This window comes from Achromobacter sp. KK8 (assembly GCF_054188005.1).
The window spans coordinates 492639-512895 of sequence record NZ_CM135178.1; the positions used below are offsets into that span (position 1 = coordinate 492639).

Below are 20257 nucleotides of genomic sequence, written 5' to 3' on the forward strand. Positions count from 1 at the left end.
AGCATCCTCACTGCGCGGCGGGCGGCCGGACTTCAACGGCGTCGCCATTGAAGCGCACAGGCCAGGCCCGCAGCGATTGTTCGGGGTATTCGACACAGGCGCCGTCGCGCAGCCGGAAGTGCTGCTTGTACAGCGGCGAGGCCACCACCAGTTCGCCGGCCAGGTGGCCGACGATGCCGCGGCCGATGACGTTGGCGCCGGATTTCGGGTCGCGGTTGTCGAGGGCGTAGAGCGTTTCGCCGGCAACGGCGGGCAGATAGAACAGGGCCACCTGGCGGCCGTCCACCAGCGCCACCACGCCGGAATCGGCGACCAGGTCGCGGCGGGTGCAGACGGGGCGCCAAGACGCGGCGTCGGGCGTGGCGTCACGTGCGGTCTCCGGGCGCAGGGCAATCACGGCATTCGAACGCATCAGGCGAGCTCCTCGGCGATGGGAATCACGCGCGCGGCCGGCGCCGGGCGCGGCTGGCCGCGCTCCTGCACGAAGCGGATGTCCGGATCCGCCGCGGCGTCGTTGACGAAGGTGCGGAAACGCTTGAGCTTTTCCGGGTCGGACAGGGCGTTGGCCCATTCGCATTCATAGCGGTCCACCACCAGCTGCATCTGCGCCTCCAGCTCGGCGCCCAGGCCCAGGCTGTCGTCGATGACCACGGCCTTCAGGTAGGCCAGGCCGCCTTCCAGCGACTCGCGCCAGACCGAGGTGCGTTGCAGCTTGTCGGCGGTGCGGATGTAGAACATCAGCAGGCGGTCGATATAGCGGATCAGGGTGGCGTCATCCAGGTCCTGGGCGAACAGTTCGGCGTGGCGCGGCCGCATGCCGCCGTTGCCGCACACGTACAGGTTCCAGCCGTTCTCGGTGGCGATGACGCCGATGTCCTTGCTTTGCGCCTCGGCGCATTCGCGGGTGCAGCCGGAGACCGCGAACTTGAGCTTGTGCGGGGCGCGCAGGCCCTTGTAGCGGTCTTCGATGCGCAGCGCCATGGCGACGCTGTCCTGCACGCCGTAGCGGCACCAGGTGCTGCCCACGCAGGACTTCACGGTGCGGGTGGACTTGCCGTAGGCGTGGCCGGTCTCGAAGCCGGCGGCGATCAGTTCGGCCCAGATGTCCGGCAGCTCGTGCAACTGCGCGCCGAACAGATCGATGCGCTGGCCGCCGGTGATCTTGGTGTAGAGCTTGTACTTCTTGGCAACGGCGCCGATCGCGATCAGGCCGTCGGGCGTGACCTCGCCGCCCGGGATGCGCGGCACCACCGAGTAGGTGCCGTTCTTCTGCATGTTGGCCATGAAGGTGTCGTTGGTGTCCTGCAGCGGCACCAGGCCCGGATCCTGGATCGGGCGGTTCCAGCACGAGGCCAGGATCGACGCCACGGTCGGCTTGCACAGGTCGCAGCCGACGTGGCCGCGGCCGTGACGCGCCAGCAGTTCCTCGAACGATTCGATGCCCTGCACCCGCACGATCGCGTAGAGCTCTTGGCGGGTGTAGGCGAAATGCTCGCACAGACTCTTGTCCACCGCGACGCCACGGCTCGCCAGTTCGTGTTCCACCACCTGCTTGAGCAGGGCCGCGCAGCCGCCGCAGCCGGTGGCGGCCTTGGTGCAGGCCTTGACGCCGGCGACGTCGGCGCAGCCGCCGTCCAGCGCGTCACAGATGGCGGCCTTGCTGACGTTGTGGCACGAACAGATGGTGGCGGTGGCCGGCAGCGCGGCCGCGCCCAGCATGGGCGCGGCCTGCCCGGCGGGCAGGATCAGGCTGGCCGGGTCGGCCGGCGGCGCGATGCCGTTCTGCGCATATTGCAGCAGGGTGTCGTAGTAGCTGTTGTCGCCCACCAGCACCGCGCCCAGCACGCGCTTGCCGTCGGCCGACACCACCAGGCGGCGGTACGAGGCGCCGGCCTCGTCGATGTAGCGGTAGCTGCGCGCGCCCGGCGTGGCGCCGTGGGCGTCGCCGATCGAGCCCACGTCCACGCCCAGCAGCTTGAGCTTGGTCGACATGTCGGCGCCGGCGAACGGCGCGCCGGCCTCGCCGCAGAGGTCGGCGGCGGCCACGCGCGCCATCTGGTAACCGGGCGCGACCAGGCCGAAGATGGCGCCGTCGAACGCGGCGCATTCGCCAATCGCGTAGATCGACGCATCGCTGCTGCGGCAGTGGCCGTCGACCGCGACGCCGCCGCGCTCGGCCACCGTCAGGCCCGCCTGGCGCGCCAGGCCGTCGCGCGGGCGGATGCCGGCCGAGAACACGATCAGGTCGGTCTCCAGCGGCGCGCCTTCGGCGAAGCGCATGCGGTAGCGGTATTGCGTGCCTTGCTTGATTTCCTGCGTCGCACGCGACAGGTGCACGCCCACGCCCAGCGCCTCGATGCGCGCCTTGAGCGCCGCGCCGCCGGCCTCGTCCAGCTGCACCGGCATCAGGCGCGGCGCGAACTCGACCACGTGCGCCTCCAGCCCGAGCGACTTGAGCGCGTTGGCGGCCTCCAGGCCCAGCAGGCCGCCGCCCACCACCACGCCGCGCCGGGCGCCATTGGCCGCCGCGCGGATCTGGTCCAGGTCGTCGAGCGTGCGGTACACCAGGCGCGAGGCTCCTTCGGCGCCGGCGATCGGCGGCACGAAGGGATAGGAGCCGGTGGCCAGCACCAGCTTGTCGTAGCCATGGCTGCCGTCGGCCGTCACCACCTGGCGCGCGTGGCGGTCGATGCGCAGCACCGGCGCGCCCAGCCGCAGCGACAGGCCGGGCCGTTGATAGAACGCGGCATCGCTCATGGCCATGGACTCGGCGTCGCGCCCGCCCATGTACTCGGACAGGTGCACGCGATCGTAGGCGCGCCGGCTCTCTTCGCCGAACACCAGGATGCGGTAGCGCGCCAGCGCGCCGCGCTCGATCAGTTGCTCGACGCAGTGATGGCCGACCATGCCGTTGCCGATGACGATCAGGGTCTGCATGGAAGTCGTGGAGGTCGCTGTGCTCATGGGTCTATCCAGGCTGGGCCGTTCGGGTTTCAAAAGACAAACGGCGCCCGGGACTGTTGGGTCCGGGCGCCGTTGCCTGCAATGCTTGCGTTGTCTGGCCGGACACGGGCCCGGTATGGCAATCAAAGCAATAAGCGTGCCATCCCGTTGACGCCCGCGCGGCGCGGCGCCGCCGCACCCGCCGCGCACCCAAACGGTTCCGCGCCGCACCAATCCGGTGCGGCCGCGCACCACCGCGCACGCCGCCAGTCCCCGCGCCCCGCTGCCCGCCCGTGGCAAGCGATTGGCATGGAACTTGCATCGGCAGGACATCGACCCGGCCGCGCCGGGAACCAGGGCAATGGCGCCCTGCCCGCCCGGCCCGCTGGCCGCGCAGGCAGGGCGCCTTCTTTTTTGGAGCCGAGCATGAGCGGCACGCCGCGCACCGTGGACACCGTCTGCCCCTACTGTGGCGTGGGCTGCGGCATGACCCTGCACGTGGAACGGGAGCAGGTGGTGAAGATCACCGGCAACCGCGACCATCCCAGCAACTTCGGCCGCCTCTGCACCAAGGGGTCCTCGGCCCACATCGCCCTGCGCCAGTCGGGACGGCTGGAACACGCCTACGTGCGCGCCCGCCGCGGGCAGGACCTGGCGCCGCGGCCGATGGCAGACACCCTGCGCGACACCGCCACGCGCTTGCGCGCCATCATCGATGCGCATGGCCCGGACGCGGTGTCGCTGTACGTGTCGGGGCAGATGTCGATCGAGGCCCAATACCTGGCCAACAAACTGGCCAAGGGCTTCATCGGCACCAACAACATTGAATCGAATTCGAGGCTGTGCATGGCCAGCGCCGCCAGCGGCTACAAGCTGTCGCTGGGCGCCGACGGACCGCCCGGCTCGTACCAGGACATCGACCGCGCCGACCTGTTCCTGGTGATCGGGGCCAACATGGCCGATTGCCATCCGATCCTGTACCTGCGCATGATGGAGCGGGTCAAGGCCGGCGCGCGCCTGATCGTGGTCGACCCGCGCCGCACCACCACCGCCGAGAAGGCGCACCTGCACCTGGCGATCCGACCGGGCACCGACCTGGCGCTGCTCAACGGCCTGCTGCACCTGCTGCACCAGGCCGGCAAGACCGACGCGGCCTTCATCGCCGCCCACACCGACGGCTGGGAGGCGATGCCGGACTTCCTGCGCGACTACGCGCCCGAGCGGGTCGAGGCGCTGACCGGCATCCCCGCCGCGCAACTGCGCCAGGCCGCCGAATGGATCGGCGCGGCGCCCGAATGGATGAGCTGCTGGACCATGGGGCTGAACCAGAGCACCCACGGCACCTGGAACACCAACGCGCTGTGCAACCTGCACCTGGCCACCGGCCGCATCTGCCGGCCCGGCAGCGGCCCGTTCTCGCTGACCGGCCAACCCAACGCCATGGGCGGGCGCGAGATGGGCTACATGGGTCCCGGCCTGCCGGGCCAGCGCAGCGTGCTGTCGGCCGCCGACCGCGCCTTTGTCGAGGCGCGCTGGGGCGTGCCGGCCGGCACGCTGCATACGCGGCTCGGGCAAGGCACCATCGACCTGTTCCAGCGCATGGCCGCGGGCGTGGTCAAGGCCTGCTGGATCATCTGCACCAACCCGGTGGCCAGCGTGGCCAACCGCGCCAATGTGGTGGCGGGGCTGCGGGCGGCGGAACTGGTGATCGCGCAGGACGGCTACCTGGACACCGAGACCAACCGCTACGCCGACATCCTGCTGCCGGGCGCGCTGTGGGCCGAGGCCGAGGGCGTGATGGTCAATTCCGAACGCACCCTGACGCTGATGCCACAGGCCGTGCCACCGCCCGGGGACGCGCTGCCCGACTGGCGCATCATCGCCGGCGTGGCCTGCGAGATGGGCTACGGCCACGCGTTCCAGTACGCCAGCGCGGCCGAGGTGTTCGACGAAATCGCCGCCTTCGCCAACCCCGCCACCGGCTACGACCTGCGCGGCGCCAGCCATGCGCGGCTGCGCGAGACGCCGCTGCAATGGCCCTGCGCGCGCGCCGACGGGCCGGACCGCAACCCGATCCGCTATCTCAATGACGACGTCAGCCAGCCATCGCTCCTGGCGGACGACGGCGCCCGCCCGCGCCTGGTGTTCGCCACCGCCAACGGCCGCGCGCAATTCCACGCGCGGCCGCATGTCGATCCGGCCGAGCTGCCCGACGCCGACTATCCCATGGTGCTCAACACCGGACGCCTGCAGCACCAATGGCATACGCTGACCAAGACCGGCAAGGTGCCGATGCTGAACAAGCTCAATTCCGCGCCGTTCGTGGAGATTCACCCAGACGACGCGGCAACGCTCGGCATCGGCGCCGGCGACGGCGTCGAGATCCGCTCGCGTCGCGGCCGCGCGGTGCTGCCCGCCGTGGTCACAGACCGGGTGCGGCCGGGCAACTGCTTCGCGCCCATGCACTGGAACGACGTGTATGGCGATGAACTCTGCATCAACGCCGTCACCAGCGACGCGATTGATCCGGTGTCGCAACAGCCGGAGCTGAAGTTCTGCGCGGTGGCGCTGTGCCGCGTACAGGCGCCTGTGGCCGTCGGCCCCCGGTCTGCCGATACGGCCTCGCTACCCGTCGCCGCGTTGGCTGGCGCGACCACACCGGCCGAGGCCATGGCCGCCGTGCTGGGCCTGGCTGGCGGCGAGCCACCCGCGCTGGATGCGCGCCAGCGCCATTACCTGTCGGGCTTTCTTGGCGGATTGCGGCAGGCCGGCGGCGCGTCCGGCATACCCGAGCTGCCCGTCCGTGCGCCTTTCGACGACGCCACCCGCCTATGGTTGAACGGCCTGCTGCATGGCTTGTACAGCCGCGCGCCATTGCCGTCGGCGCCAGCAATCACGGCGGCGGCCGGGACGGAAGAAAGCGCCGTCCGCATCATCGGCCCGCGCCCGCGCGTGACGCTGCTGTGGGCCTCGCAGACCGGCAATGCGGAATCGCTGGTTGAACGCAGCGCCAGCGCGCTGGCCGCGGCCGGCTTCGAGTTGCGCACCGCATGCATGGCCGACTATGCGATCGACGCCCTCGCTCGCACGCAGTACCTGCTGCTGATCACCAGCACCTTCGGCGACGGCGACGCGCCGGACAACGGCCAGGGCCTGTGGCGCGCCCTGTCGGCCGCCGATGCGCCGCGGCTGGCATCGCTGCGCTATGCGGTGCTGGCGCTGGGCGACAGCAACTATGACGCCTTCTGCGGCCATGGCCGTCGGCTCGACCAGCGGCTGGCGCAACTGGGCGCGCAGCCCTTGCTGGCGCGGGTCGATTGCGATACGGACTACGAGGCGCCGGCCGACGCCTGGCTGGAAAATGCCATCGCCACCATCCATGCGGCCGAGGCCGATCAGCATGGCCATCCGGCCACTGGCCTGATGCCGGACGACATCGCGGCGGCGCTGGCGGCCGACGCCCCGCCCACCGTGGCGGTCCGCGTCGCGCCGCCCGAGCCGCTCGCCCCGCCCGCCGGCGCGCGCCCCGCGCCGCCCTCCCGGACGCGTCCGGCCCCCGCGCGCCTGATCGGCAACCAGCGGCTGAACACCCGCGGCGACAAGGACACGCGCGCGCTGGCGCTGGACATCGCCGGCACGGGACTGGACTACGAGGCCGGCGACGCCCTCGGCGTATGGCCGCTGAACTGTCCCGAGCTGGTGGAAGAACTGCTGGCGCAGGCCGGCCTGTCGGGCGATGCCGTGGCCAGCGTGCCGGGCGCGGGCGACATGCCGCTGGCCCGGGCGCTGTCCGCCCATTACGAAATCGCGCGACCGGCACCGGCCGCGCTGGCGTTGATCGCCGAGCACAGCCGCGATCCCGGCCTGCGGCAATTGCTGGCAGAGGAGCGCCGCGCCGACCTGCGCCAATGGCTGTGGGGCAAGCAACTGGCCGACGTGCTGCACGCGTTTCCAGTGACACTGCCGGCGCAGGCGTGGCTGGGCGCGCTCAAGCGCTTGCAGCCGCGCCTGTACTCCATCGCCTCCAGCCCCAAGGCGCATCCTGGCGAAGTCCACCTGACCGTGTCCGCCGTGCGCTACGACAACGGCAGACGGCAACGCAAGGGCGTCTCGTCGACCTTCCTGGCCGACCGCGCCGGCGAGGCCGACGTGCCGGTCTTCGTGCAGGAAGCCAGCCATTTCCGTCCGCCGCGCCAGGGCGACACGCCGATGATCATGGTGGGACCCGGCACCGGCGTGGCGCCGTTCCGCGCCTTTCTGCAGGAACGGCGGGCGCGCGGCGACCGCGGCCGCAACTGGCTGTTCTTCGGCGAGCGGCACGCGGCCAGCGATTTCTACTATCGCGACGAACTGCAGGCGCTGCGCGACGACGGCCTGCTGACGCGGCTGGACCTGGCGTTCTCACGCGACCAGGCCGCCAAGGTCTACGTGCAGGACCGCATGCGCGAGCATGGCGCGCAGCTATGGGCGTGGCTGCAGGAGGGCGCGCACTTCTATGTCTGCGGCGATGCCGAGCGCATGGCCAAGGACGTGGACGCCATGCTCCGGCAGTTGGTGGCGCAACACGGCGGCATGGACGCCGACGCCGCCGCGGCCTACGTGGCGCGCATGACGGCGGACAAGCGTTATGTGCGCGACGTGTATTGAAAAGGGCACGGCCGTGCCCCCTGGGTGACCGGCTCGTGCCCCCTTTCGCGCCTGCCCGCGTTGGGCGGGATCAGGGCGCCGGGTTCGGGTGGCGCACGTGGATCTGGTCGATGGCCTGCAGCACGTCGGCCGGCAGTTCAACATCGACGCTGTCGATATTCTCCTTCAATTGCTGCAGATTGGTCGCGCCGATCAGGTTGCTGGTGACGAACGGACGCTGATTGATCCAGGCCAGCGCCAGGTGCGTCGGCGAAATGCCGTGCTGGCGCGCCAGCTCCACGTATTCGCGGGTGGCGGCCTCGGCCTGCGGGTTGCTGTAGCGGGTGAAGCGCGTGTACAGCGTCAGGCGGGCGTTGGCCGGACGCGCGCCGTCCAGGTACTTGCCGCAGAGCATGCCCATGGCCAGCGGCGAATAGGCCAGCAGGCCCACGCCTTCGTGGTGGGTGAATTCGGACAGGCCGATCTCGTAGACGCGGTTGAGCAGGCTGTAGGCGTTCTGGATCGAGGCGATGCGCGGCAGGCCCAGGTTGTCGGCGGCCTTGAGGAATTGCGATACGCCCCACGGCGTTTCGTTGGAGACGCCCACGTGGCGCACCTTGCCGGCGCTGACGAAGTCCTGCAGCACCGACAGGGTTTCTTCGATCGGCACGGTGTGGTCGTCCTTGACCCACGGATACGACAACTGGCCGAAGGTGGCGGTGGTGCGGTCGGGCCAGTGCAACTGGTACAGGTCCAGGTAGTCCGTCTGCAGGCGCTTGAGGCTGGCGTCCAGCGCCTCGGTCAGGTTCTTGCGGTCCAGGAAGGTCTTGCCGTCGCGGATGTGGCCGGGACGCTTGGGATCGCGCACCGGGCCGGCCACCTTGCTGGCCAGCACGATGTCCTGGCGGCGCTTGCTGCGCGCCAGCCAGGTGCCGATGTAGGTTTCGGTCAGGCCCTGGGTTTCGGGCTTGGGCGGCACCGGGTACATTTCGGCCACGTCGACCAGGTTGACGCCGCGCTCCAGCGCGTAGTCCAGCTGCTGGTGGGCCTCGGCCTCGGTGTTCTGCTCGCCCCAGGTCATGGTGCCCAGGCCGATCAGGCTGACGTCCAGGTCGGTACGGCCGAGTTTGCGGTATTTCAAGTTCTGCTCCGTGCGGAATCTCTGAAGGGAGCGATCACCTTACCGCAACTCGGTTGGCGTTTTGCTGACGGCGTTGCGCCCTTGGCCCACCCTGTGGACGCCGCCCGCGCCGCCCCCGCGTCAGGCGATGGCCTGGCGCACCCAGGCGATCACGTCGTCATGGACCGGCGCCCAGCCCAGCTCGCGGCGCGCCTTGCCCGCCCGCACCCGGCTGTTGGAACCGAGCGCGTAGGCGCCCAGGTCCTTGCCCCAGTAGGCCACCGCCTGCGCCGGATCCCAGGCCTGGGCCGGCCCCAACCCCAGCGCCTGGCCGATGGCGCCAACCAGGTCGACGAAGGCCGCCTCGCCGTTCTCGACGAAATAGAAGCTGCCGGCCGGCGCCTTGTCCAGGGCCAGCCGGTACAGCGCCGCCACGTCGGCGACGTGCACGTTGGACCAGCGGTTCAGGCCCCGGCCGACGTGCCGCGCGATGCCGCTTGCGCGGGCCTGCGCCACCAGCGGCGGAATCTGCACGCTTTCGGCGCGCGGCCCCTCGGTGGCGCCGTAGATCAGGCTGTGGCACAGCACCACGCTGCGCACGCCGGGCGCGCTGGCCAGGATCAGGTCGTTGATGGCGATGCGCGCGGCCTTGCCCGGCACCGGCGCCACCGGCGTGGTTTCGTCGAACACCGCGTCGGACGGCTCGCCCAGCGCGTCGTCGGCGACCAGGCTGCTGCCGCTGGTGTGGATGAACACCTTGCCGCTGCCGGCCAGCGCGCCCAGCAGGGCCTCGACGGCGCCACGGTGGTCGCTGTCGGCCGCGTTGATGACGGCGTCGGCGGCGCGCGCCTCGGCCGCCAGCAGCGCCGCGTCGTCCAATGTGCCCAGCACCGGTTCGATGCCGAAACCGCGCAGCTCGGCGGCGCGCTCGGGGTTGCGGATCAGGCCGCGGACCTCATGGCCGGCCTTGACCATCGAGGTAGCGACCGCGCCGCCGATGAATCCGCTGGCGCCGGTGATGAATAGCTTCATGGTGCTTGCTCCTTGTATTGGTAGGCCGCGAGAGGCTCAGGCGGCCGTGGTTTCCGCTTGCGAGGCCGGCACGCCGCCATGGAACTGCGGCAGCACGTGCTCGGCGATCTCGTGCAGCGTGTCGGCCAGCGGCCGCTGGTTGCGCCGCAGGTGCAGGCCGATGTGCTGCACACCCGCGGCGCGCAGCGCATGAAGTTCCCGCGCCAGCGCGTGGCGGCCCGCCTGCGCGCCGAAGCGAAAGCGCCGCAGCGGCGCGTCCGGGTCCTCGGCCAGGTCCAGGTGGATGAAACTGGCATAGGGTTTGTCGCCAGCCACCTGGCGCCAGGCGGCGCTGCGCCGCGCATGGTCGTCGGGCGCGCCGGGATAGGCCAGGCAGGCATCCATGTGCGCACCGATCCAGGCCGGCGTCTGCTGCGCCAGGCCCGCCACCAGCAGCGGCGGCGCCGGCGCCCGCGGCAGCACGTCCAGGCCATCGGGCAGGCTGCCGCGGGCGCCTTGGCGCAGCAGCGCCACCTGTTCGCGGAAAGCGGCGCCGCGATTGGGAAAATCGCGGCCGAACAGCGGATACTCCACCGGCCGGTCGCCGCTGGCCACGCCCAGCAGCAGGCGGTTGCCGCTCAGCCGCTGCACGCTGGCGGCGGACTTGAGCGTCAGCAGCGGCTCGCGCAGCGGCAGCACCACTGCGGCGGTGCCCAGCAGGATGTCGCGCGTGACGCCCGCCAGGTAACCCAGGTAGGTGAATATCTCGAACACCTGGCCGGCGTCGCCGAAGGCCGGGTCGTACAGCGGCACGTCGCGCACCCACAGGGCGCGAAAGCCGAGCCGGTCGGCCAGCACGGCCAGGTCGGCGTGGCGTTGCAGGTCGGGCTCGCCGGGCAGGCGGCCGGCCTGGCGCCGCGCCTGCTCGCCGGCGGCGGTCCAGTCGTTGTCCAGGGGCGCTTCCAGGCCGATGCTGAAACCGCCCGCGGTCAGGCTCGAAAGCGCGTTGTCCATGGCGCGCCTCAGTCCCAGGCCGCGGCCAGGCCGTCGGGGCTGACTTCGCGGCCATTGCGTTCCAGCGCGGCGATCTGCGCCATGTCGGCGTCGGTCAGGCGCAGGTCGCGGGCCAGCAGGTTGCTCGCCAGGTTCTCGCGCTTGGTGGACGACGGGATCACGGCGAAGCCGCGCTGCAGCGCCCAGGCCAGCGCCACCTGCGCCGGCGTGGCGTTGTGGCGCCGCGCGATCTGGCCAATCACGGGGTCCTTGAGCACCTTGCCGTAGGCCAGCGTCATGTACGACGTGACGTGGATGCCCTGTTCGTTCAGGAAGTCCACCAGCTTGCGGTTCTGCAGATACGGGCTGAGCTCGATCTGGTTGGTGGCGATCGCTTCCTTGCCGACGGCGGCGATGGCTTCGCGGGTCTCGGCGATGGGGAAGTTGGAAATGCCGATCTGGCGCGTCAGGCCCTGCTCGCGGGCGTCCATCAGGCCGGCCATCATCTCGGCGATGGCCACGCCGTTGCCGGGCGCGGGCCAGTGGATCAGGGTCAGGTCGACGTAGTCGGTGCGCAGCTTGGCCAGGCTGTCCTTCAGGCTGGGCACCAGCTTGGCGCGGCCATAGTTCGGCACCCAGATCTTGGTGGTCACGAACAGGTCGGCGCGGGCGACGCCGCTGGCCTCGATGGCCTGGCCCACTTCGGCTTCGTTTTCATAGATCTGGGCGGTGTCGACGGCGCGGTAGCCGACGTCCAGCGCGTTGCGCACGGAATCGATGACGACCTGGCCCTGCAGGCGGAAAGTGCCGACGCCAAAAGACGGGATGCTCATGTAAAACTCCTGGGTAAGTGTTGGAATGCATCCAGTGTGCCCGCTCGATCCTTGCGGAATAAGCCCGGTATTGGCGAAATACTTTTGATATAACGTCAAATATGAAGACGACACTCGACGAAATGCAGGTCTTTATCGCCATCGTGGACTGCGGTTCGATCACCGCCGCCGCCGACGCGCTGCAGCAAACCATTTCCGCCACCAGCCGCACCATGACGCGGCTGGAGGAAAAGTTGCAGACCACGCTGATGCGCCGCACCACCCGGCGGCTGGAGCTGACCGAGGAAGGCAGCGCCTACCTGGAGCAGGCCCGCAAGATCATCGCCGCGGTCGAAGAGACCGAGGAACAGATGCGCGCGCGACGCAACCAGCCGGCCGGCCGCCTGCGGGTCGACGCCGCCTCGCCCTTCATGCTGCACGTCATCGTTCCGCTGGTGCCGGGCTACCGCCAGCGCTATCCCAAGGTCGAGCTGGAGCTGAACAGCAACGAGGGCAACATCGACCTGCTGGAGCGCCGTACCGACCTGGCGCTGCGCATCGGCAGCCTGAAGGATTCGTCGCTGCACGCGGTGCCCATCGGCCGCAGCCGCGTGCGGGTGCTGGCCAGCCCCGGCTACCTGGCGGCGCATGGCACGCCCAAGCGGGTAGCCGATCTGCGCGAGCACACCCTGCTCGGCTTCTCGCAACTGGAATCGCTGAACGAATGGCCGCTGGAGGACGCCGACGGCCAGCCGCTGCACATCCAGCCGTCGATCCGCTCGTTCAGCGGCGAGACGCTGCGGCAACTTGCGCTGAACGACGCCGGCATCGTCTGCCTTTCCGACTTCATGACGCGCGCCGACCGCCAGTCCGGCGCGCTGCGCCAGCTGTTCCCGCGCCAGACGCTGGACGTGCGCCAGCCGGTCAATGCGGTCTATTACCGCAACACCGCGATCTCCTCGCGCATCAAGTCCTTCATCGACTACCTGGTCGAATCGCTGGGGCCTCGCGGCTTCGACGAGTGAGCGCGGCGCGCGCGGCTCCGGCGACGCCAGGCTGCGGCGGGTCCGGCATAATGGCCGCCTGAACCGCAACATCACGCAATACCCATGAAAAGCAGCTCCAAGGGCGGACTCGTCTATTCCACCGACGGCGGCCGCATGTGCCCCCAATGCCGGCGCCCGCTCGCCGACTGCCAATGCCAGGCGGCGTCCCGCCCGGTGCCGGCACCGGGCGGCGCGCGCGTGTCGCGCGAAACCAAGGGCCGCGGCGGCAAGGCCGTGACCGTCGTCAAGGGCCTGCCGCTGGACGACGACGCGCTGGCGGCGCTGGGCAAGCAGTTGCGTACCGCCTGCGGCTCCGGCGGCACCGTCAAGGACGGCGTCATCGAGGTGCAGGGCGATCACTGCGACCGCATCCTGGCCGCGCTCGAAAAACTCGGCCATCGCGCCAAGCGCGCCGGAGGTTGACCACCATGATCCTGGACCCCGCCATCGTCGACAGCTGGCACGCCCACGTCTACTTCAACGCCGATAGCCGCGACGCGGCCTGGGCGCTGCGCGCACAGGCGCTGGACGCGTTCGGCGACAGCGTCCAGATGGGCCGCTTCCACGAGCGCCCGGTCGGCCCGCATCCGCAATGGAGCTACCAGCTCGCCTTCGCGCCGGCCGCGCTGCCGCGCGTGCTCACCTGGCTGGCGCTGAACCATGGCCTGCTGGACGTGTTCCTGCATCCGAACACCGGCGAATCGCTGCGCGATCACCGCGACTGCGCGCTGTGGATCGGCCACAGCCACACGCTGAACCTGGCGGCGCTCGGCGGCTGATCCCCGCGCCGGCCTTGCGCGGCGCGCCGGCCGCGCCCTCTTCCGATAGACGACACCCGACATGAACCTGCATTACCGCCCAGCCCATCCCGACGACGCCGCTGCCTGCATCGACCTGCGCGGCCGCACCCGCGAGAACGCCTTCTCGGCCAAGGACCTGCGCGCCCTGGGCATCACCGTCGAAAGCTGGCGCGACGGCATCCGCGACGGCGCGCTGCCGGGCGTGGTGGCGCTGGCCGACGGCGTGATGGCGGGTTATTGCTTCGGCGATCGCGACAGCGGCGAGATCCTGGTGCTGGCCCTGCTGCCGGCCTACGAGGGCCGCGGCATCGGCCGCGAACTGCTCGGGCAGGTCATGCGAACGCTGCGGGCGCTGGGCCATGAACGGTTGTTCCTGAGTTGCGCGGCCGATCCGGGCGTGCGCTCGCATGGCTTCTACCGGCGGCTGGGCTGGGCGCCCACGGGCGAGATCGACGCGGCCGGCGACGAAGTGCTCGCCTACCGGTTCGCCTAGCGTCCGCCCCCGCGCATGCCGCCGACCGGCGCGCCTTCGCCCCCCGGCCTGGCCTACGCGAAACGCGCCATCAGGAAATCGATGAACGCCCGCGTGCGCGCCGACAGGTCGCGCTTGCTGGGGTAGTACACGAACAGGTCGGCCGAAGGCAGGATGAACTCGGGCAGCACCACGCGCAAGCGCCCGCTTTCCAGGTACTTGGCCAGGTCCCACTCCGAGCGCACCAGGATGCCATGGCCGTCCAGCGCCCAGTTCAGCACGATGTCGCCATCGTTGCTGGACAGCGCGCCGTGCACCTTCACGGTCTCGGCGCGGCCCTCGCGCGTGAATCGCCAGACGCCGTAGGCGTCCTCGTTCTGCCGGTGGATGATGCACTGGTGGTCGGCCAGGTCGCGCAGGCTGGCGGGCGTGCCGTGGCGCGCCAGGTAGCGCGGCGCCGCGCACAGGAAGCGCCGGTTCGACAGGACGCGGCGCGCCACCAGGCGTTGGTCGGGCAAGGCGCCGAAGCGGATGCCCAGGTCCACGCCGCTTTCCACCAGGTCGATCGGCCGGTCGGTCACGTCCAGCTGCACCTCGACCTGCGGATGATGCAGGGCGAACTCCGACACGATGGGCGCGATCGCCGTGCGGCCGAAGCCGAGCGTCGCATTGATGCGCAGCAGGCCCTTGGGCACCGAGCCGCTGGACGACACCACCTCTTCCATTTCGCGCACGTCGGCCAGGATGCGCGTGGCGTAGTGCAGGTAGGTTTCGCCTTCGGGCGTCAGGCTGATGCTGCGGGTGGTGCGGTTCACCAGCCGCACGCCCAGCCGCGCCTCCAGTTGCGCCAGGCGCTTGGTGGCCGCCGGCGGCGTCAGGTCGAGCTGGCGCGCCACCGTCGACAGGTTGCGGTGGCGCGCCAGCAGCACGAAGAACTCCAGGGAGGATGCCAGATCGTGGTTCACGGCGGGGAACGCCTCATCGGGACGAGGGCGGCGACGGGCAACGAGCGCCGGAATCTTTAACTTTCAGTTAATAAAGTAGTGCCTGATAGCGAATCATAATGCGCCTTCAAGCCAATAATCTACGGTTTTTCCCATCCGCCGCACGGCCAGGAGACACCATGAAAATCGTCGAAATCCGCGAGAAGACCGTCCCGATCAGTTCCCCGATCCGCAACGCCTACATCGACTTCAGCAAGATGACGCTGAGCCTGGTGGCGGTGGTGACCGACGTGGTGCGCGACGGCCGGCGCGTGATCGGCTACGGCTTCAATTCCAACGGCCGCTATGGCCAGGGCACGCTGATGCGCGAACGCTTCATCCCGCGCGTGCTGGAGGCCGACCCCGCCAGCCTGCTCGACGACAGCGGCGACAACCTCGATCCGCACCGCATCTGGAACGCGATGTACGTCAACGAAAAGCCGGGCGGCCATGGCGAACGCTCGGTCGCCATCGGCACCATCGACATGGCGGTGTGGGACGCGGTCGCCAAGATCGCCGGCAAGCCGCTGTTCCAGCTGTTGGCCGAGCGCTACGGCAACGGCCGCCCCGACCGCCGCGTGTTCGTCTATGCGGCGGGCGGCTACTACTACCCGGGCCAGGACCTGGGCAAGCTCAAGGACGAGATGCGCGGCTACGTCGACCGCGGCTATACCGTGGTCAAGAAGAAGATCGGCGGCGCCTCGCTGGACGAAGACCTGCGCCGCATCGACGCCATCCTGGGCGTGCTGGGCGACGGCAGGAAACTGGCGGTCGACGCCAATGGCCGCTTCGACCTGGACACCGCGATCCGCTACGCCAAGGCGCTGTCGCAGTACGACCTGTTCTGGTACGAGGAAGCCGGCGACCCGCTCGACTTCGAACTGCAGGCCACGCTGCGCAACTACTACGACAAGCCGATGGCCACCGGCGAGAACCTGTTTTCGATGCAGGACGCGCGCAACCTGATCCGCTACGGCGGCATGCGGCCGGACCGCGACTGGCTGCAATTCGACTGCGCCCTGAGCTATGGTCTGGTGGAATACCTGCGCACGCTGGACATGCTGCGCCAGCACGGCTGGTCGGCCAGCCGCTGCATTCCGCACGGCGGCCACCAGATGTCGCTGAACATCGCCGCCGGCCTGGGGCTGGGCGGCAATGAATCCTATCCGGACCTGTTCCAGCCCTACGGCGGCTTCCCCGACGGCGTGCGGGTCGACAACGGCCACGTCACCCTGCCCGAACTGCCCGGCATCGGCTTCGAGGGCAAGGCGGACCTGATCGCCGAGATGCGCAAGCTGGCGGAGTAAGGGGCCGGTAGCGAGCGGGACGCCACGCGCCCCGGCGCGGCTCAGTCGACGGCGGCGTCGCCCTCGGCCTGCGGCGCCCGCAGATAGCGCCCCGGCGTCGTACCGAAGGCGCGCTTGAACATGGCGATGAAATTGCCGGGCGTGGCGTAGCCCAGCGCGTCGGCCACCTGCGCCACCGGCTGGCCCGCGCTCAGGCGTTCCAGCGCGTGGATCAGCCGCAGTTGCTGGCGCCACTGCGCGAAGCCTAATCCCGTTTCCTCGCGGAAAAGGCGCTGCGCGGTGCGCGGCGCCAGCCCGGCCAGCGCTGCCAGTGCTTCCAGCGGCCGGTTGTCGGCCGGGTCGTCCGCCAGGACTTGCGCAAGCCGAGCCAGCCGGCGGTCGCGCGGCCATGGCAGGTGCAGGCGCTCGCGCGGCGCCGCCTCGATCTCGTCCAGCAACACCGCCGCGAAGCGCGCGCGCGCCGGGTCCAGCGCCAGCTTGTCCGGCCAATCGGCCGCGCGCAGCACCATGGCGCGCAACACCCCATCCGCACCCAGCACACAGGGCGACGTCGGCAGGGCCGCGGCGGCCCGCGGATGCACCAGCGCCACCCAGCCGCTGGCCGCGCCCACCACGCTGACCCGATGCCGCAGCCCCGGCGGGATCCAGCCCGCGCGCTGCGGCGGCAACAGCCATGAGCCGGCCTCGGTGCGCACCCGCATCGCGCCGCTATCCACCCCGAACAACTGCCCGCGGGCATGGGCGTGCCAATCGTATTCGCGCGAGCCCAGGCGGAATTCGCTGCCTGGCGCGTCGGCGCCATGGAACACGCACACGGCCGGGCCGTCGAGCAATTCGCTGTAGTCGGGCGCGGGGGCTGCGGTCTGGCGGGTTCGCATGATTTGTTGGCGCGCCGGCATTACCGGCGGGGACGCGCTTGCGCGCAAGCTGTATGGGTGCCGGCAACGCCGGCCTGCTTCGAGGACATTATGCAGAATCTCCACGTTTCCATCATCGGCGCCGGCCTGGGCGGCCTGTGCCTGGCGCAGGGGCTGGCGCGCGCCGGCATCGACTTCGACGTCTACGAGCGCGATGCGCGCACCGACAGCCGGGTGCAGGGCTACCGCCTGCGCATCGACGCCAGCGGCCAGGCGGCGCTGGCGCACTGCCTGCCGCCGGACCTTTACGCCCTGTTCCAGCACAGTTGCTCGACCCACGACCGCCCGGGCGCCATGCTCGACGCGCAACTGCGGCCGCTGCCGCAACGCGCCTCCGCCACCTGGCGCCTGGACGACGCCGACGCCCCGCCCGACCGCTCGGCGCACCGGCAGACGCTGCGCGAGATCCTGCTGGCCGGCCTGGACGGGCGCGTGCATTTCGGCCATGGCTGCGCGGGCATGGACGACGGCGGCCCGCGCCTGGAGGGCATCCGCGCGCGGCCCGGCACGCTGGTGGTGGCCGCCGACGGCGTGCACTCGGCGCTGCGGCGCCAGCACTTGCCGCAAGCGGCGCCCGAGGACAGCGGCACGGTGACGATCTTCGGCATGGCGCCGGCCGGCAGCCTCGCGCCCGATGGCCTGCCGCCGGACCTGCGCGACGGCGCCGGCGTGGTGTTCGGCGCCGGCTACGCGCTGGTGCTGGACGCCATGAAACTGGCGGCGCTGCCGGCGCTGGCGCAACGCCTCGCGCCGGCTTGCGCGCTGACGGCGGTGCCCGGCTACCAGTACTGGGCGATCATCGGCGAGCGCAGCGCGGTGCCGGGCGCGGACGACGCCGCGATCAGCGCGAGCCAGCGGGACGACACCGCGACGGGCGCGCGCTGGCAACAGGCCGCGCAGCGCCTGCTGGCGCCGGTGCATCCCGCGCTGGCCGCCATGGTGGCCGCCAGCGACCCGCGCGGCATCGCGCTCAAGACCGTCTACCAGGCGCCGCCCCTGCCGCAATGGACGCAAGCCGGGCTGACTTTCCTGGGCGACGCGGTGCATGCGATGAGTCCGGCGGGCGGCCTGGGCGCCAACACCGCCCTGGCGGATGCGCAATCGCTGGCGACGCGGCTGGCGCGGGTGTGCAAAGGCCTGCCGCTGGGGCAGGCCTTGCGGGACTATGAAGCGGATCTGCGGTGGCGCGGCGACCGGGCCGTCCAACAATCGGCCGAGGCCGCCGCCCGCATCACCGGCAGGAGCCGGCGCAAACCGCGATAGCGATCGCGGCGCGTGGCGACAGGCGTCGCCACATCGGGCAAAGCGGTCAGGCGGGCAGCGCGATCCGCTCGGGCGCGGCAACCCGCAAGTTTTCCCGCAACTTGAACAGGGCCACCGTGCCGGCCAGCGCGCCGGCCTGATCGCTCAACATGGCGGACGCCGCCGCCGACTGTTCCACCAGCGCGGCGTTCTGCTGGGTGGCCTGGTCCATGTCGGAAACGCTGCGGTCGATCTGGCTGATGCCCACGCTCTGCTCGGCCATGGCCCCGTGGATTTCGCTGACCAGCTTCTGCACGCGCGACACGCCTTCGACGATTTCCTGCATCGTCGAGCCGGCCGCCTGCACCCGCTCGGTGCCGCTCTTGACATTCTGTACCGAAGCCTGGATCAGCGCGCGGATCTCCTGCGCCGAGGCGGCGCTGCGCTGCGCCAACGTGCGGACCTCGCCGGCCACCACGGCAAAGCCGCGGCCCTGCTCGCCGGCGCGCGCCGCTTCCACCGCCGCGTTCAGCGCCAGGATATTGGTCTGGAACGCAATGCCGTCGATGACACTGATGATCTCGGTGATGCGCTCGGACGACTGCGCGATGGCGCCCATGGTGGTGACGGCGTCGGTCACCACCTGGCCGCCGCGCTCGGCCGCCAGGCTGGCCTCGGTCGCCAGGCGCGTGGCGTGCTCGGCGGCCTCCTCGGTCTGGCGCACGCTGGAAGTCAATTCGGTCAGCGCCGACGAGGTTTCCTGCAACGAGCCGGCCGATACCTCGGTGCGCTGCGACAGGTCGCGGTTGCCCATCTCGATCTCGCGCGTGGCCGAGGTCATCGAATGCACGCCGTTGCGCACGTCGAGCATCACGTGGCTGATCTTGTCGACAAAGGCGTTGAACGAAGCGGAGATCTGCGCCACTTCGTCATGGCCCACCACGGCCAGCCGGTGCGTCATGTCGCCTTCGCCCGAGCCGATGGTGTCCATCGCATCGCGCACCGCGGACAGGCGCTTGAAGGCGCGCGACGTCACCACGCTGGCCAGCACGACGGCAACCAGCGTCAGCACCACCATCGAGATCAGGGTGGCGTTGAACACCTGCGCCAGGCCCGCGGTGGCCTCGGCCTCGTCCAGCGCGATCACCAGGAACCAATCGGTGCCGGGGATGCGGCGCGCCTTGAGCAGCTTGGGCGCGTCGTTCAGGCTCAACGCCAGCGGCGCGGCGCCGTCGCGCGCCATGTCGGCCAGCACGGCCGGCGTGAGGCCGGCCGCCACGTCGGTCGACGGCTTGAGCGCCAGCTTGTCATCGACGTGCGAAATCACCTGGCCATCGGTCGCCAGCACGAACGCGGTGCTGGACGGCGTCGGCCGGATGACCTTGATGACGTCCTTGATACCGTCCAGCGCCACCGCGCCGCTGATGGCGCCGGTGGTCTGGCCGTTGCGCACGATCGGCGCGGTGAAGGCCACGTAGGGCTTGCCGGTGCCCGAATCGCCGTATGGCTTGGTCACGGCCAGCTTGCCGGCGGCCACCGCGCTCTTGTACCAGGGACGCGCGGTCGGATCGTAGTCGGGCGGCGTCTGCGCGGTGGAGAAGTAGGTCTTGTCGCTCCAGCCGATGCTGGTGATGGGAAAGCCGTTGGTTTCGCCCATCAGTTTGGTCAGGCCGCGCGGATCGCCCTTTTCGACCACGGCGGCGGTGGCGGTCACGGCCTGGGCCTTGTCGGCGGACCAGCGTTCGATGGCGCTGGCGTTGCCGGCGGCGATGGCGTCCAGGTCCGCGGAGATGGTCGCCATCATGTTGTCGCGCACGATCTGATAGATCGCGATGCCCGAGAGCACCAGCGCGCCGATGACGGTGAAACAGGTGATCAACAGGATCCTGTTGCGCAACGAGGTGATTTTCATGCTTGTCTTCTTACTGCAACTGCCCGTGCCGGAGGGCACGGGTATCCAGGTACGCGATAAAAGGTCCGCGCCA

At 70.4% G+C, this 20257-nt stretch carries 16 protein-coding genes; 7 read left to right on the plus strand and 9 right to left on the minus strand.

Translation table 11 applies throughout. The features are described from left to right. Positions 1 to 7: 7 nt before the first annotated feature. Both nirD and nirB read right to left on the minus strand, forming a co-directional pair. A complete protein-coding gene (nirD, locus tag ACVN9Z_RS02415; protein ID WP_080969319.1) occupies positions 8 to 412 on the minus strand; it encodes a nitrite reductase small subunit NirD in 405 nt (134 codons plus the stop codon). After that, the gene (nirB, locus tag ACVN9Z_RS02420) at positions 412 to 2964 is read right to left on the minus strand and encodes a nitrite reductase large subunit NirB (protein WP_458213054.1); all 2553 of its coding nucleotides are present in this window, start codon (positions 2962 to 2964) and stop codon (positions 412 to 414) included. The genes nirD and nirB overlap by 1 nt, the downstream gene beginning before the upstream one ends. A gap of 405 nt (positions 2965 to 3369) precedes the next feature. Here nirB and ACVN9Z_RS02425 point away from each other — a divergent pair, with 405 nt between their 5' ends. Then, a complete protein-coding gene (locus tag ACVN9Z_RS02425) occupies positions 3370 to 7590 on the plus strand; it encodes a molybdopterin-dependent oxidoreductase (protein ID WP_458213055.1) in 4221 nt (1406 codons plus the stop codon). 70 nt (positions 7591 to 7660) lie between these two features. Here ACVN9Z_RS02425 and ACVN9Z_RS02430 read toward each other — a convergent pair whose 3' ends face one another. The 4 genes from ACVN9Z_RS02430 to dkgB all read right to left on the minus strand — a co-directional run bounded on the left by ACVN9Z_RS02430 (position 7661) and on the right by dkgB (position 11526). Continuing rightward, the gene (locus ACVN9Z_RS02430) at positions 7661 to 8710 is read right to left on the minus strand and encodes an NADP(H)-dependent aldo-keto reductase (protein WP_458213056.1); all 1050 of its coding nucleotides are present in this window, start codon (positions 8708 to 8710) and stop codon (positions 7661 to 7663) included. Positions 8711 to 8830: 120 nt separating this feature from the next. Beyond that, positions 8831 to 9721 carry an NAD-dependent epimerase/dehydratase family protein gene (locus tag ACVN9Z_RS02435; protein ID WP_054515921.1) on the minus strand — a complete coding sequence of 297 codons (891 nt, stop codon included), beginning with the start codon at positions 9719 to 9721 and terminating at the stop codon, positions 8831 to 8833. A gap of 36 nt (positions 9722 to 9757) precedes the next feature. Then, positions 9758 to 10714 carry a TIGR03571 family LLM class oxidoreductase gene (locus tag ACVN9Z_RS02440; RefSeq protein ID WP_238920024.1) on the minus strand — a complete coding sequence of 319 codons (957 nt, stop codon included), beginning with the start codon at positions 10712 to 10714 and terminating at the stop codon, positions 9758 to 9760. An 8-nt stretch (positions 10715 to 10722) separates the two neighbouring features. Further along, the gene (gene dkgB / locus ACVN9Z_RS02445) at positions 10723 to 11526 is read right to left on the minus strand and encodes a 2,5-didehydrogluconate reductase DkgB (RefSeq protein WP_006387341.1); all 804 of its coding nucleotides are present in this window, start codon (positions 11524 to 11526) and stop codon (positions 10723 to 10725) included. A gap of 101 nt (positions 11527 to 11627) precedes the next feature. On the opposite strand from dkgB, the gene ACVN9Z_RS02450 reads away from it, so the two are divergent. From ACVN9Z_RS02450 to ACVN9Z_RS02465, 4 genes are all read left to right on the plus strand, one after another. After that, on the plus strand, positions 11628 to 12530 hold the full coding sequence (locus tag ACVN9Z_RS02450; RefSeq protein WP_020926490.1) for a LysR substrate-binding domain-containing protein: 903 nt from the start codon (positions 11628 to 11630) through the stop codon (positions 12528 to 12530). Positions 12531 to 12614: 84 nt separating this feature from the next. Then, positions 12615 to 12974 (plus strand): translation initiation factor Sui1, encoded by a 360-nt coding sequence (locus ACVN9Z_RS02455; protein WP_006387337.1) that lies wholly within the window; start codon positions 12615 to 12617, stop codon positions 12972 to 12974. A 5-nt stretch (positions 12975 to 12979) separates the two neighbouring features. Further along, positions 12980 to 13330: a DOPA 4,5-dioxygenase family protein gene (locus ACVN9Z_RS02460; RefSeq protein WP_179840759.1), complete on the plus strand. Its 351-nt coding sequence runs from the start codon at positions 12980 to 12982 to the stop codon at positions 13328 to 13330. Positions 13331 to 13391: 61 nt separating this feature from the next. Then, positions 13392 to 13844, plus strand: coding sequence for a GNAT family N-acetyltransferase (locus tag ACVN9Z_RS02465; protein ID WP_060721331.1), 453 nt, complete (start codon positions 13392 to 13394; stop codon positions 13842 to 13844). A gap of 53 nt (positions 13845 to 13897) precedes the next feature. On the opposite strand, the gene ACVN9Z_RS02470 is transcribed toward ACVN9Z_RS02465, so the two are convergent. After that, the gene (locus tag ACVN9Z_RS02470; protein WP_026384103.1) at positions 13898 to 14788 is read right to left on the minus strand and encodes a LysR family transcriptional regulator; all 891 of its coding nucleotides are present in this window, start codon (positions 14786 to 14788) and stop codon (positions 13898 to 13900) included. 158 nt (positions 14789 to 14946) lie between these two features. Between ACVN9Z_RS02470 and ACVN9Z_RS02475 the strand changes: the two genes are divergently transcribed. Further along, positions 14947 to 16113: a mandelate racemase/muconate lactonizing enzyme family protein gene (locus ACVN9Z_RS02475; RefSeq protein ID WP_024070314.1), complete on the plus strand. Its 1167-nt coding sequence runs from the start codon at positions 14947 to 14949 to the stop codon at positions 16111 to 16113. Positions 16114 to 16154: 41 nt separating this feature from the next. Here the strand turns inward: ACVN9Z_RS02475 and ACVN9Z_RS02480 are convergent, their stop codons facing one another. Beyond that, positions 16155 to 16991 carry an AraC family transcriptional regulator gene (locus ACVN9Z_RS02480; RefSeq protein ID WP_353630786.1) on the minus strand — a complete coding sequence of 279 codons (837 nt, stop codon included), beginning with the start codon at positions 16989 to 16991 and terminating at the stop codon, positions 16155 to 16157. A gap of 90 nt (positions 16992 to 17081) precedes the next feature. Between ACVN9Z_RS02480 and ACVN9Z_RS02485 the strand changes: the two genes are divergently transcribed. Next, the gene (locus ACVN9Z_RS02485; RefSeq protein WP_458213057.1) at positions 17082 to 18293 is read left to right on the plus strand and encodes an FAD-dependent monooxygenase; all 1212 of its coding nucleotides are present in this window, start codon (positions 17082 to 17084) and stop codon (positions 18291 to 18293) included. 46 nt (positions 18294 to 18339) lie between these two features. Here ACVN9Z_RS02485 and ACVN9Z_RS02490 read toward each other — a convergent pair whose 3' ends face one another. After that, positions 18340 to 20184, minus strand: coding sequence for a methyl-accepting chemotaxis protein (locus ACVN9Z_RS02490; RefSeq protein ID WP_053499235.1), 1845 nt, complete (start codon positions 20182 to 20184; stop codon positions 18340 to 18342). Positions 20185 to 20257: the final 73 nt, after the last annotated feature.